Origin of the sequence: Paenibacillus sp. CFBP 13594 (assembly GCF_014842675.1) — a bacterium.
Classification (GTDB): Bacteria; Bacillota; Bacilli; order Paenibacillales; family Paenibacillaceae; genus Paenibacillus; species Paenibacillus amylolyticus_B.
Window position 1 is genome coordinate 222,713 of record NZ_JACYVQ010000008.1, and the last position, 13,700, is coordinate 236,412.

The 13,700-nt window shown below is 45.8% G+C and carries 10 protein-coding genes; 4 read left to right on the plus strand and 6 right to left on the minus strand.

What is annotated here, in order from left to right:
* Positions 1 to 69: 69 nt before the first annotated feature.
* From IFU39_RS24355 to IFU39_RS24370, 4 genes are all read right to left on the minus strand, one after another.
* Positions 70 to 240 (minus strand): aspartyl-phosphate phosphatase Spo0E family protein, encoded by a 171-nt coding sequence (locus IFU39_RS24355; protein WP_074092797.1) that lies wholly within the window; start codon positions 238 to 240, stop codon positions 70 to 72.
* Positions 241 to 483: 243 nt separating this feature from the next.
* Complete coding sequence (locus IFU39_RS24360) at positions 484 to 1,866, minus strand: transcriptional regulator (RefSeq protein WP_091012369.1); 1,383 nt, start codon at positions 1,864 to 1,866, stop codon at positions 484 to 486.
* A gap of 272 nt (positions 1,867 to 2,138) precedes the next feature.
* The gene (locus IFU39_RS24365) at positions 2,139 to 3,056 is read right to left on the minus strand and encodes an aldo/keto reductase (RefSeq protein ID WP_076213731.1); all 918 of its coding nucleotides are present in this window, start codon (positions 3,054 to 3,056) and stop codon (positions 2,139 to 2,141) included.
* Positions 3,057 to 3,203: 147 nt separating this feature from the next.
* Complete coding sequence (locus IFU39_RS24370) at positions 3,204 to 4,094, minus strand: diacylglycerol/lipid kinase family protein (protein WP_192135448.1); 891 nt, start codon at positions 4,092 to 4,094, stop codon at positions 3,204 to 3,206.
* Between the two features lie 381 nt (positions 4,095 to 4,475).
* Here IFU39_RS24370 and IFU39_RS24375 point away from each other — a divergent pair, with 381 nt between their 5' ends.
* The 3 genes from IFU39_RS24375 (at position 4,476) to IFU39_RS24385 (ending at position 9,130) form a co-directional block, all read left to right on the plus strand.
* Positions 4,476 to 5,993, plus strand: a complete 1,518-nt coding sequence (locus IFU39_RS24375; protein ID WP_192135368.1) for a leucine-rich repeat domain-containing protein — start codon at positions 4,476 to 4,478, stop codon at positions 5,991 to 5,993.
* Between the two features lie 308 nt (positions 5,994 to 6,301).
* Positions 6,302 to 7,642, plus strand: a complete 1,341-nt coding sequence (locus IFU39_RS24380) for a glycoside hydrolase family 30 protein (protein ID WP_105600517.1) — start codon at positions 6,302 to 6,304, stop codon at positions 7,640 to 7,642.
* A gap of 318 nt (positions 7,643 to 7,960) precedes the next feature.
* Positions 7,961 to 9,130, plus strand: a complete 1,170-nt coding sequence (locus IFU39_RS24385; RefSeq protein WP_105600518.1) for an MFS transporter — start codon at positions 7,961 to 7,963, stop codon at positions 9,128 to 9,130.
* Positions 9,131 to 9,314: 184 nt separating this feature from the next.
* Here IFU39_RS24385 and IFU39_RS24390 read toward each other — a convergent pair whose 3' ends face one another.
* Positions 9,315 to 10,277 (minus strand): endo-1,4-beta-xylanase, encoded by a 963-nt coding sequence (locus tag IFU39_RS24390; RefSeq protein ID WP_091012361.1) that lies wholly within the window; start codon positions 10,275 to 10,277, stop codon positions 9,315 to 9,317.
* A gap of 426 nt (positions 10,278 to 10,703) precedes the next feature.
* On the opposite strand from IFU39_RS24390, the gene IFU39_RS24395 reads away from it, so the two are divergent.
* Entirely contained in the window at positions 10,704 to 12,833 is a 2,130-nt protein-coding gene (locus IFU39_RS24395; RefSeq protein ID WP_374954419.1) for a 5'-nucleotidase C-terminal domain-containing protein, read from the plus strand.
* 138 nt (positions 12,834 to 12,971) lie between these two features.
* On the opposite strand, the gene IFU39_RS24400 is transcribed toward IFU39_RS24395, so the two are convergent.
* Positions 12,972 to 13,658 (minus strand): hypothetical protein, encoded by a 687-nt coding sequence (locus tag IFU39_RS24400; RefSeq protein WP_091012358.1) that lies wholly within the window; start codon positions 13,656 to 13,658, stop codon positions 12,972 to 12,974.
* Positions 13,659 to 13,700 lie beyond the last annotated feature (42 nt).

The window sequence follows — 13,700 nt, forward strand, 5'->3', positions numbered from 1 at the left end:
TGAGTTAGTCGGTTAGTTACTCATGTAACTAACTATAGTATACAAAGACGCAAATGTAAATAGGCGAACTTAATTCATCGCCTTTCCTACCTTGACTCTATTGTATTGATTAATAAGTCCGTCCAGGACTACGGATTGCTGGATCACTTCCGGATGAAGCAGACTGCCGTATTCCATATGCATGCGATATAACAACTGTCTGGCATCTTCGATCCGCGATATCAAATCCAGGCGATCCATAGTATCCCTCCTTTTTGTCATATTTTAGTGTATTATGCCAATCATAAGCGCATGTGAGATACGACATACTTATTCTTCCACTTTGATACACAAAAAAAAGAACGCTTCTGATTTATTCAGAAGCGTCCGTTGGTTCAGGCTTATGTCCCTAAACCGTGATCATTCGTTCGGTAAATTGAAGGGTCTGGATTCTCCACAGTCGGGACAGGTCCAGTAACAGGAGCTACAATGCTCACCACTATACTACATGTAACTATCAGCAAAGCCAGCTTTCTCTTCATTGAGTTTCTGCACCTCACCAATCAAGATTTTGTACTGCTGTATAGCTGTGTCAGACGCATATTCCCTGTATTGCTCAAACAGTCCGACACCTCTAAGCATACCTCGTCCATCGCTAATTTCAATAGAAAATCTCAAGCTGTTCAGTACAAAATCTAATCCCTCCACAAACCTGTCTTTTTTAAGACAATACGTGCCTAATCCAGCCAAAAGACGAACGTAGCGATCATCGGTTACCTGCTTGCTTACTTTCCCAATCCGATTTCTCTGTTCATGATAAGTGAAGTATGGCTCATATTGATTGAGTACATGATCTATGTTCATATCATAACGGTTAGCGGCCGTTACAATATCACAAAGCGCTGGAAATATCTCATTTTCCTTCGTTGAGATATACGCAAGGTAGTCAGGTAATACTTCAAACTGCCCAGCCATTAATTGATATATATAACGATTACCCTCAGCCCATTCCTGAAACTGATGAATAACCACTTTTTCTTCAGGTTCAGGCTCTTTCACCCAACTGTAATCGGAGTATAATGCAACATACTTCAATGCCATTTCATAGTTGTTCAAGTGGAAGTGGGCACTCCCACAGGCTAAATACGCATACATAATATAAAAAACGATAGGTCGTTTGGTCTCTTCTTGTTTCCTTCGGCCATTCATCTCATAATGGATGGCTGCTTTCACCTTCAGCTTTTCAGATAGTTCCTGAACTTTGCTCCATCTGTGAAGTGATGCAAATGCATTAATCAGTTCGTTAAGCGCATCCAATTGATAGCGTTCATCCAGCCGATCCACATAGTATTCGAACCGAGCTGCAATAATCAGATTCCGCTGCTGATCATTGGTTAGCCCCAACCTGAACAGTCGATACTGACAGAGTGCAAGCCGCTCGGAATGTTGCATTTTCTCGCTTTCAGCAATGTTTTCATATAGAAGAATGGCTGGTTTGAATTTACCCGCTTGGTAGAATTCTTCAGCCACATCAAATAACAAAGGAATATAGGATAGATTATCCATCATCAGACGAATAACCTCTTCAATACAGTCCAACTTGTCCAACTCGGCACAGCGATGAAGGAAGGGTCCCAGTCTTCGCCAGTCCGGGGTCGCGTGTACAAAACACTCGTCTATGTATAACTCATAGAAGTAACCTTCTTCCAGTCTCATGGCGGAAGTGATGCGATCCAACTGCTGCATGGCAATAGGCCGATTTTTATTCAAAATATTGCTGAGCGTACCCGAATTAATCCCTGACGTTTCCGAAAAATGACTAATGGACATCTGTTCACGCTTCAGATAACTTTCCAAGTGATCGCGTATCGTGGTTGTCGACTCCAAACGAACACCACCCTCCAAAATAAAAAACATAAACGGGATTATCGGTATGCAAAAGTAATTATATGTAATTAGAAAGTATCGGTCAATATAATAATTTCAACTAATTTGTATTAAAACCATTTTAATCCTTTTATAAAACGGACAATCCTATCCTTATTTTATATCGGAAACGCGCCTGACATCAAACCTGAAAATAGGCAAAAAACACGAGCCATTCACGGGCTCGTGTCCTCAACTGACTCAGCAGTCAGCATGCTCACTATAACTTGGATTTAAGGCAGTATATTGCCTGCCGCACGGTAAATTTCATACCACTCTGGACGAGTGAGATGAACATCTCCTGCTTTTACACAGTCTTGCAGACGTTCAATATTCATCGTGCCTGTCACAGGTTGCATCTGCGCAGGGTGACGAAGCAACCATGCGATTGCAATCGTTGTATTGCTCACGTCATATTTCGCAGCAATCTCGTCAATCTTTGCATTCAATTCCGGGAACTTGTCGCTACCCAGGAATACACCTTCAAAGAATCCGTACTGGAACGGGGACCACGGTTGAATGGTGATATCATGCAAACGACAATAATCAAGGATACTGCCGTCACGGTTAACCGCAGCGTCGTTCTCCATGTTCACGTTGATGCCACTGTCAATCATCGTGGTATTGGTAATACTCATCTGCAACTGGTTGGCTACCAGTGGCTGTTTCACGTATTTTTTCAACAATTCGATCTGGTTCGGATTCTGGTTGGATACCCCGAAGTGACGCACTTTACCTTCGCGCTCCAGTTGATCAAAGGCTTCAGCCACTTCCTCCGGCTCAACCAATGCATCAGGACGATGCAGAAGCAGAACATCAAGATATTCCGTTTTCAGACGTTGCAGGATGCCATCGACTGAATTCAGGATGTGCTCTTTGGAGAAATCAAACATGCCTTTACGGATACCGCATTTGGATTGAAGAATCATATTTTCACGAACTTGGGGATTCATCTGTACCGCTTCGGCGAAGATTTCCTCACATGTTCCTGTACCATAAATGTCGGCATGGTCAAAGAAATTCGCGCCAACCTCCATTGCAGAACGAACAAAATGTTCGGCTTCCTTACCGTCTAGTGAATTAATCCGCATACAGCCCACCGCGACTACAGGTACTTCTAGTGCACTGCTGCCCAATTTAATCGTTCTCAAGATGTTTTCCCTCCATATTCGAATATTATCGTGTATCTTACCTTTGATTGTGACATATATCTGCAATCGGTTTCAATAGCTTTATCCTACATTCATATGGAGAAATGATAGGTTCTTCATTCCAGCCTATATATCCAAAAGAATAAGTTATACTTCTTCAGGTATGATAACCTCAATGTGCCTTGGCAGGACACCGATATGAATCGGCAGGGCAGGACCTTCTTCCCCATCTACATTGGTGCGAATGGCTTCGTCTGAGCGAACATGAACTTCTTTGGCTGTAAAATAGTCCACGTCCTTATGGTCTTTCAGACTACCAAAGAAAAGGGAAGTGCCAAGGGTCAGACTGTTGAACACACTGATATTACGAACAACAAAACAATGTATCAAACCATCGTCCACCTCTGCATCCGGGGACAACTTCTCGAATCCTCCGACCGAGTTGGTCAGCGCCGCCAGAAAAAGTGGCGCTGACCCCTCCCAGAACTGTCCGTCATATTCGATGGTTAGATGATTGGCTGGTGTATTCACCAGGTCTTTCAAGCCTTCTTTGAGATATGCGAATGATCCCAACTTCGACTTCTCTTCCGAGGATACGGAGAACAAAGCTTCTGCCAAAGAACCCGCAGCCACAACGTTGGCAAACAGGCGATCATTGATTTTCCCCAAGTCCACGATATGGGTCTGATTCGAACGTAACTGCCTAATGGCTTCTTCCGGGTCAAGCGAGATATTCAGCGCACGTGCAAAATCATTCACCGTACCTAGCGGTACCACGCCCAGTCGGGGACGGTGATCCTGATCCATCATGCCGTTAATCGTCTCATGTAGTGTACCGTCGCCTCCGATGGAGATGACCAGATCACAGCCGTCTTTGCAGGCACTCAGACAGTAGTTGGTCGCATCACCTTCCCCAGCCGTCTCATTAACAACCACCTCATACTGCTGTGACTCCAGAACTTCTCTGACTTGGGACACATACTGCTCGGCCTCTTCCTTACCTGACGATGGATTACTAATGATCATGGCTTGGCGCATACTCACATCTTCCCCTCCAAAATGGCATCTTTACTTCATCTTTACCCGTTTCAAGGGTGGGTTGAATAGGGTCTGCGGGGGATGTTCCATTTTTTTTGATAAACATGTCTCTGAAGAGTGCAGAGCAGGGTTTGTTTCATATAGAATAGAAGTAGACAAATACCCATTACGAAATTTCTTGTTCCTTTTCCCTGTTGACGGGTTAATAACTATAGATGTGCTTTGAGCCGAACCTACATATGTTAAACTCTTCAATTCACACTGAACACTCCGTGGGCAGAATAACCTTTCGGTCGCTGTTATCGTGTAACTACTATACTTATCTAACTCAATCTGTTCGGATTATTTTATAATTCTAAAAAATCGGAGGGAATGCATGCAATGAGAAGAATGACGCTACTATTTCTACTATTCATCCTGAGTCTCGGGGCATCGGGGCAAGCCATGGCTTACACCACTACAGACTTGGGCGAGGGAATCATTGAAGATCCAGCTTTGGAGGACGGACTGAAGTTAATCCTGAACAAACCTCTGGATGTGCCATTAACTTCAACGGATCTGGAGCAGCTTGAGGTGGTGGATCTGAGCAATGCAGGTATTCACAGCCTCTCCGGTCTCGAATATGCAACCAATCTGACTCACCTCCGATTATATGGAAATGAGATTGAGGATCTCACACCGCTGGAGCACCTAACCCAGCTTCGGGAAATCGATGTTCGCAATAATTACATTACATCCATAGACGCACTTACTGAATTGAAAGACTTGGGACGGCTGTATATCAGCAACAATTCCATTTCTTCCATAGAGGTTGTACGTGAGTTCAACCGATTACATACGTTCCACGCCAGCGGTAACCAGATTGCCAGTCTTGCGGCCCTCTCGGATGCGGATGCAATGAAGTGGCTTGAGATCTCGAACAATACGATTAACGATCTGACACCGCTCATGGGTAAAACCCGGCTCCAACAACTCAATGTATCGAATAACCAGATTCAAACGCTGGACGTACTGGCTGAATTGCCAAATACACTGCGGAATCTGAATGTGGCAGGCAACCAAATCACGGATCTGACACCACTGGAGCACATGACACGCCTTCGGACACTTGATATTTCTGGTAACCAAGTACAGCATCTCAAGGGGCTTGAGGGGCTGACTGGGCTGACGGAGCTGAATGCAGAGTCCAATCAGATCTATGATCTGGAACCTTTACGGCAGCTTTCCAGCCTGGACGTATTAAAATTATCCAACAACCGGGTGTGGGATCTGACACCAATCGCAGGTTTTACGTTTACCCGTGATCAGTCAGCGACAAATGCTATACAGGATATATCGGCGTCTACCTCGTTATCCTCCGGTATTCAGACTTCTGTATCAGAGGTTGAGCCTGCCGGACTCACGGTGCAGAACAATTATCTGGATGTTGTGAGTGGCAGTCATACGATGCAGCTTCTGAACCGGATGAATGTGCGGGAGCAGAAACGAACGCCGCAAGGCAGCTTCCAGCGTCTGATTGAAGGGTCAACCACCGCCTATGTCGGGGACCGTGCTTATGCACTGGATGCTGCACCTTTTATCGATGAGGGCCGGACCTATGTGCCTCTGCGTTTTGTCTCCGAGCAGTTAAATGCCCGTGTGAACTGGAACAGCGGTACGCGCGAAGCTGTGATCACACAGAATGATAAGGCCATCCGCTGGAGCGTGGGCAACAAACAAGTTGTTGTGGATGATACGCTTGCGATCAATGATGCTCCTCTTCTGATGAAAAATGGTAAAGCTTTTGTACCGGTACGCTTCATCTCGGAGCAATTCAATACGACGGTTGGTTACATCGGAAGCAGCAAAACGATTCTGATTTTTGAAAATAAACAGCTTGGTGAGAGTGTGCAGCCTTAAATAGTGTCTCACGTTCATTTCCAGCCATAAGAGAATATGAGAAACAAGCAAAGTCCCCGTCTGAACGATCAGCGGGGATTTTGTTGTGTCATGACAGTTGTATTATGACATTGGATAATGGTATATGGATATCGCCGATCACAAACAAATACAGCATATAATCTGTCTATTCGGATACGAACTCGTGATACTCCATCTTCGATTAGGGTAAATTTCACACGGTTTAGCATATCTTCTTTTGCCGCAAGAGTTGTTATACTGAACGTAATATCTATGACAGCTGGAGTTCAAGCGAGGAGGAAATTCATATGACATTCACGTTCACTGGTTATTCAACAACCCAAGATAGCCCATGGAAAAAGTTATCTTTTGTGCCTACTAATGAAAGCGCTAACTTAAAACTGACGGGTGAACAGTACCAACTTGTGGAAGGGTTTGGTGGCTGTTTTAACGAGCTTGGTTATATGGCTCTGTCCCACTTGAATGAGGAGCAGCGCCATGAGGTATTTCACTCTCTCTTCCATCCAGAGGGCGAGCACAAGTTTAACATCTGTCGCCTGCCGATCGGCGCAAGTGATTATGCAGAGCAATGGTACAGCCACAACGAAGTGGACGGCGACGTGGCCATGGAACATTTTTCGATCAAACGTGATTTCAAATATCTGATTCCTTACATCAAGGAAGCTCTGAGTTATAACCCGAACCTGCAATTCTTCGCCTCGCCATGGAGCCCGCCAACGTGGATGAAGTCGCCCAAAGCCTATAACTATGGGACACTGCGCTGGGAGAAAGATATTCTGGAGGCCTACGCCCTGTATTTTGTGAAATTTGTACAGGCTTACCGTGACGCAGGCATTACCATCCATCAGGTGCATGTGCAGAACGAAGTGATTGCAGATCAGAAATTTCCTTCTTGCATGTGGACAGGCGAGCAGCTTCGTGAGTTCATCGCCGATTATCTGGGCCCGGCTTTTGACAAACACGGTCTGGATACGGAAATCTGGCTCGGAACGATCAACGCCCCTGATCCATGGGAGGAATTGATTAAGAAAAAAACAAATGACTTCGATGAGTACGCAGGGCTTGTCCTAAGTGATCCGAAGGCCTATTCCTATATCAAGGGTGTTGGATATCAGTGGGCAGGCAAAAATGCCATTCAACGTACCTCGGCAAGTTATCCGGAGCTGCGTTATATGCAGACCGAGAACGAATGCGGTGATGGCAACAACTCATGGAATTACGCCAAATATGTATATAACCTCTACCAGCATTACTTCAGCAACGGCGTGAACGCGTACATCTACTGGAACATGGTTCTGGAACCCAAAGGCCGCAGCACATGGGGCTGGGAGCAAAACTCCATGATCACCGTAGATCCGGACAATAAGGAGGTTACTCGGAACCCGGAGTATTATGTGATGAAACACTTCGCTCATCATATTGTTCCTGGTGCTCGAAAAGTCGGTCTGTCAGGCGCCTGGAGCGGGAAATCCGTCGCTTTCCGCAACCCGGATAACAGTCTCGTCATTGTCATCAACAACCCATTCCAGGACCGTCGTGACCTGTATCTAACCCTTGAAGAAGGACAGACCCTACACATGAAGTTGGAAGCCGATTCGTTCAACAGCATGGTTATTCAACCGAAGTAACTAATCCAATACCTCGTTAAAAACGCGGACATCAATAGCGTCAGGCCCCAAAGATTCCCCGGGCCGGCGCTATTTTTTATGGGCCAGACCAGGCTTATTTTCACCATTATTACTCCTGTGAAACACAAGCCGAAGGCAACTTAAAGATATGACGTTCAAGCTTTTATATTTACAAATCTATAAATCTAGATATAATGTAATCCAGAGCTTACTCTCATGTCCATCACATTATAGGAGTTATAGGAGGCAAGGCAGGTTCATTTCGACATAATACATCTATTTTTCTGTATATCTAAATTCACTGGAGGTACGCTTTACATGAAATCACAACAGGTCAACCCGCTGCTTATCCTGATTCTGGCACTGGGTGTATTCGGGATCATTACAACAGAAATGGGGATTGTGGGGGTGCTGCCTCAGGTTGCGCACAAATTCAACATTACGGCTGCACAGGCAGGTTGGCTGGTCAGTATATTTGCGCTGGTCGTAGCCATCGCGGGTCCTTTTCTCACCTTGCTGGCGTCTGGAATTAATCGCAAAATCATCCTTTTAGCCGCTGTGCTGATGTTTGCCATTTCGAACGTCGTCTATGCCTACGCCACAACATTTGATACCATGCTTATCTTCCGTATCATTCCCGCGTTATTCCATCCCGTCTTCTTTTCCGTAGCCCTGGTCACCAGTGCCCAACTCGTTCCGGCAGAGAAAAGCAGTCAGGCCGTCGCCAAAGTATTCACCGGAGTTACCGCGGGCTTTGCCTTTGGCGTGCCACTGACATCGTATCTTGCTGAACGCCTATCCCTCGAAATCGCCTTCCTGTTTGGAGCGATGGTCAGTGTGGTCGCTTTGATCGGCATATGGATCTGGTTACCCTCGATGCCCGTGAAGGAAAAGATGTCCTATGGCAAGCAACTCGGTATTCTGCGCAAACCTGGATTATGGCTGAATGTTGTCGCAGTCATTTTTATATTCGCCGCCATGTTCTCCGTATACAGCTATTTCGCCGAGTATCTTGGACAGGTCACCCAAATGAGCGGATCATGGATCAGTGTCATGCTGACTGTCTTTGGTGTCGTCATGATCATCGGAAATTTGGGGTTTGGACAGTTTCTGCGTAAGAGCGTGGTCCGAACTGTCCTCATGTTCCCCCTGCTGTATGTAGCAGCTTACGCACTCGTCTATTGGGCCGGTCCCCACTTCATGTGGATGGTTATTGTAGTCATCCTCTGGGCATCCGTGCATTCAGGAGGATTAATTGTAAGCCAAACCTGGTTAACCGCTGAAGCGCAAGATGCGCCTGAATTCGGCAACAGCTTGTATGTATCCTTTTCCAACCTCGGTATTACCCTGGGTACTGCTATCGGCGGCTGGTTCATCGCAAACCTGGGAGTACATCAACTGGTCTGGAGCGGAATGATCTTTGCACTGATCGCTTTTGTATTGATATGGATTAAAATCAAATGCTTCTCCTCACGCTCGGTTGCTTAAAGTTCAGAACGACCATCATTCGGATTCTTGACTCCTCGCACCAGTGGTTGATCAAACAGGGAGACAAAATATTCGCACATCAAAAAGCGCCATGTCCCCATACTCATCATGTGGGACAGGCGCTTTTTGATGTGATATCATTATCGAATTTCTACGAGATGCTCAGCCACATCAATACGTAAACTTAAGGATTGTTTGCCAGGTAATTTCTCAGCCATTGCATAGCCGGACGTTCTGTACCGTTGCTATTGACCAAGTGGGAGCCAGCCTGCCAGGTTTGATTCTGGTTGTAACCCCACAGCGTCACACCTTTAACAGCAGAGTGTTTCCACAGCACAGGGAATTTCTGCTGATAACGTTGCAATTGTGTATTATCGTCACCTGTCATATCCAGCTCGGATACATAGATTGGCAACCCTGTTGCTGCAAGCTTGTTCAATACCGTGTTCATCGTGCTCACAGAAACGTTGTCCATATTGAAGTAATGCGCCTGGATTCCAATACCATCAACTAGACCTCTGTTTTTCAAAAGGTTGATAATCTGGATATATTGGTCCGCTTTAGCAGGATCACCGATAATACCATATTCATTAATTAACAGTTTGGAGTTAGGGAAGGCTTGTCTCGCCTGTTGGAATGACCAGATAACCCAATCCCAACCCGTTGCCCCATCTCCACCAATGGCATTGCGATAGGATGGTTTCGCATGCAGAGGTTCATTCACCACATCAACGAAGGCAGACTTCGAATACCGCTGTCCTGCAGCTTTAATCCATTGTGTCACTTCAGCCTTCTGATCTGCGGCTGAGAGACTGTTAATCCAATTTGGCTGTTGATTTCCCCATACGAGCGTATGGAATTTGAACGGAAATCCGTTGTTGTTAGCATAGTTGTAGGCCATATCCGCCTGGCCCCAATTCATTACGTTGCGTGTGCCTTCAATAGCATCCCACTTGGTTGAGTTCTCCGGAGTTACCTGATTCCAATATGGGCTAAAATTCGAAGGAACCTGGTTGGCAATAATATTGCCCAGAAATTTGCTACCTTTCGCCAAACCAGCACTCACACTACCAACCGCAACAGAAGCAGCGAGAATCCCTACCAATGCCAGTGAGCCGACTGTTTTAAACCACTTAGACTTAATCAATGATTTTCCTCCTTAGTATTCATTTTTTGTAAAGCGCTTACAAAAACCATTTTACTGGATAATTTTGGTTTTTAACACCTGTCAAATTATAGTATTTTATTGTAAAAAAATAGAATTTAGTGGTTTTTCTGAGGCTAATTATCGATTCAATCTCTTAAATCCAACATAACTCTTACATTGGAGTTTACATTCACTAGATGTTTATCTAGTATGAAATGATACATATCTTTACACACACTAGATAACAAGGGAGATTACAACATGCGCAAAATTTCAACGAAACGCTTCGCCGGATGGCCTTTATCTTTCCTCTTATGTGCCTCCATTTTGTTCGCCCCTTTTGCTTCCACTCCGGTTCAGGCTGCTGAGGCAGACAAGGAGACCAAGATCACGTTGCTGGGTACATCGGATATACATGGTCGATTCATGCCGTGGGACTATGCTTTGGATGGTCCAAACCCAACCGGAAGCATGACACAGCTCTACACCATTGTAAAAAAAGTGCGTGCGGAGAATCCCAATACGATCCTACTGGATGCAGGAGACATGATTCAGGATAACTCGGCTGAGTTGTTCAATGATCAACCCCAATCTCCCATGATGGTTGCAATGAACGAAATGAAATATGACGCATGGGTTATGGGTAACCATGAGTTTAACTTCGGACTGGACGTACTGGAGAAGATCTCTTCCCAATTCAATGGACAGCCTCTCGTGGGTAACATTTTCAAAGAAAACGGCGACCGCTACATGCCTGCCTATACGATTATTGAGAAAGACGGCATCAAAGTCGGTGTTATTGGAATGAACACACCTATGATTACCGAGTTTGAGAAAGGTACGGATCACCTGGACGGCATCATCGTCAAAGATCCTGTGGAAGAGACCAAGAAGGCCATTGCTGAGCTAAAAGGCAAAGTCGATGTCATGGTTGGACTCATGCATATGGGATTGGACAACGAGAACGGTAATCCGGGAACCGGAGTGACGGATATCGCCAATGCCAACCCGGAGCTGGCTGCCATTTTTGCCGGACACATGCATACTTTGATTGAATCCCAAACGGTTAACGGCGTATTGATCTCCGAACCGAATAAATATGGCTCGCATATCTCTCGAATTGACCTTACATTTGAAAAAGATGGCGACAAAGTTGTGCTGAAAAGCAAGGAAGCTCAAGCTCTCGCTGTGAAAGCAGCAGACGGAACATATGAAGTCTCCGATCCTGCGCTGGAAGAGACTTTGCACCCATTCCACGAGTTCGCTCGTGCCGATGCCAACATTGAAGTGGCTGAACTGAAAGGAACGAACCTGGTCCCTGCTGATGAGATTAAGGGTATCCCTGCGGTGCAGATCCAGGAAACACCTTTGTCTGATTTCTTCACAGAAGTGATGTTGCATTACAGTGATGCCGATGTGGTCGCGCACCAGATTGATAACGACAAGGCCAAGCTGGATGTAGGCCCGATCAAGAAAAAGGATATTGCGTTCAACTACCAATACACCTTTGGTGAAGTGACCGTATATGAAGTAACCGGACGCGATCTGATGGATTATATGGAGTGGTCTGCGGGATACTTCAACTCCACACGCCCTGGTGATGTGACCGTCAGCTTTGATCCGAAACGACGCGCTTCCAAATACAGCACCGATGATTTCTTCGGCGGCGTAACGTATGAGATTGACCTGACCAAGCCATACGGTAGTCGGATTAAAAATCTCAAGTACAGCGATGGGTCAGTGGTCAAAGAAGACGATACGCTGAAGCTCGGTATGAATGCCTACCGGATGGAAGCGCTGATTGCCAAAGGTGGCGCCATGGAAGGTCGCAAGTTCAAGCAGCTCTGGTCCTCCAAGGATGCCTCGGCATTTGGTGAGATTCAAGGCACAATTCGCAACCTGTCCATCGCCTATCTGAAAGATGTTATGAAAGGTGTCTACGAACCGAAGATTCAACATAACTGGAAAATCACCGGCGTAGACCTGACTGCACCGGAACGTGCAGATGTAGTGGAGTTAATTAACGACGGCATCATGTCTGTCCCAACAACGGAAGATGGCAAGTACACCAACATTGCCTCCATTAACATTTTGGATACGGTGACTCAGGAAGAGATTGATACGTTATCTGCCAAAGCAGATGTGAGTGCGGTACAATTCGCAGGCGTGAAAACCAAGGGAGCGTTCTATCAACAGCTGAACAAAACTCGCAAAGCAGTAGGTAGTGGTGAGGGAGCAACTACTCCTACACCTGAGAAGCCAACAACGCCAACAGTACCTAAACCAACACCAACTCCAGGCACATCGAAACCTGGTAAACCATCAACACCAAGCACTGGTAAACCAGGAACTGTCACCAAAGGCCAACAAGCCAAGGTCACTGCAGCTTACCTGAACGTACGCGCTGGCGCTTCATCCAAGGCCAAAGTTGTTGCTGCAGTACCAAAGGGCACTGTGCTTGAGGTGATCAGTACAGACAAGTATGGCTGGGTAAAAGTGAAGCTGGATGGACGTGTAGCATTTGTATACGGGAAATATGTGAGTATTTTGAAATAGGTACAATCGTGACGTACCACGCTTAACGAAAAAGAAAAAGGGCGATCCCTCCCATGGATATCATGGAAGGGATCGCCCTTTTTTATGTTAAAGAACATTTATAATAATTGCTATAACTGCTCTATGGAAAAAAGTCATTTAGCGTTGTGGCAGGTTCTTGATTTTATCCATAAAAGCGTCCAGTTGTATACCATTCGTTTGTTCCGTAAAGTAACGTGATTCCTCCGATTCACCCTCATAGGTGGCAAGTACGTAGTCACCATCAACAATATAGTACGTGCCGTAGCGGGTGAACGAATATCCTCCCAGCTGTTCTCCAGTCGTCCCCTTTTTGACTACAGCGATAATCTTCATACCTGGTTTAAGTTCAGGCTCCACACCTGCAAAGTCAGCGTTGTAAAATAAAAAAGTGTCCTCGGGCACATCATCTCCTGTTACCACTTCATGTACCCTCACCCCATAGGAGATGAATTCAGGTTGATAGGGTGTCGTTCCAGTAGCCCGATCCTTATCAGCCATCTTTCGCTCAGGCGTGCCCGGCTCAGTAGTCAACTCCACACGAAAACTCGGCAAAACATTCATAACCTCTGCCACAACGACCCCATCCCCATATGTCATGATCTCTCTGAAGCTCACTTCTCTCATGTTAATCGTCGCGGGAACGCCAGTGGATAGCGGATATTCCTTGCGGAGTTCATTCATTCGCTTTTGGGAGAGCACGTTCTCCGCACGATCATCTGAATTGACAAACAGAGTTGTACATCCCGTTAGACTAACCAGCAATGCAATACCTGTTAGCCAGCATATTAGTCGGATTCGTGCCATACATCCACCCCTCACCTGGTATGGTTGCTATATATACCTTCA

What these genes read in the sequence shown, in the direction of transcription:
- IFU39_RS24355 (WP_074092797.1), bottom strand. Translation starts at nt 240, where the DNA reads ATGGATCGCCTGGATTTGATATCGCGGATCGAAGATGCCAGACAGTTG.
- IFU39_RS24370 (WP_192135448.1), bottom strand. Translation starts at nt 4,094, where the DNA reads ATGCGCCAAGCCATGATCATTAGTAATCCATCGTCAGGTAAGGAAGAG.
- IFU39_RS24375 (WP_192135368.1), top strand. Translation starts at nt 4,476, where the DNA reads ATGAGAAGAATGACGCTACTATTTCTACTATTCATCCTGAGTCTCGGG.
- IFU39_RS24380 (WP_105600517.1), top strand. Translation starts at nt 6,302, where the DNA reads ATGACATTCACGTTCACTGGTTATTCAACAACCCAAGATAGCCCATGG.
- IFU39_RS24385 (WP_105600518.1), top strand. Translation starts at nt 7,961, where the DNA reads ATGAAATCACAACAGGTCAACCCGCTGCTTATCCTGATTCTGGCACTG.
- IFU39_RS24395 (WP_374954419.1), top strand. Translation starts at nt 10,704, where the DNA reads ATGCCGTGGGACTATGCTTTGGATGGTCCAAACCCAACCGGAAGCATG.
- IFU39_RS24400 (WP_091012358.1), bottom strand. Translation starts at nt 13,658, where the DNA reads ATGGCACGAATCCGACTAATATGCTGGCTAACAGGTATTGCATTGCTG.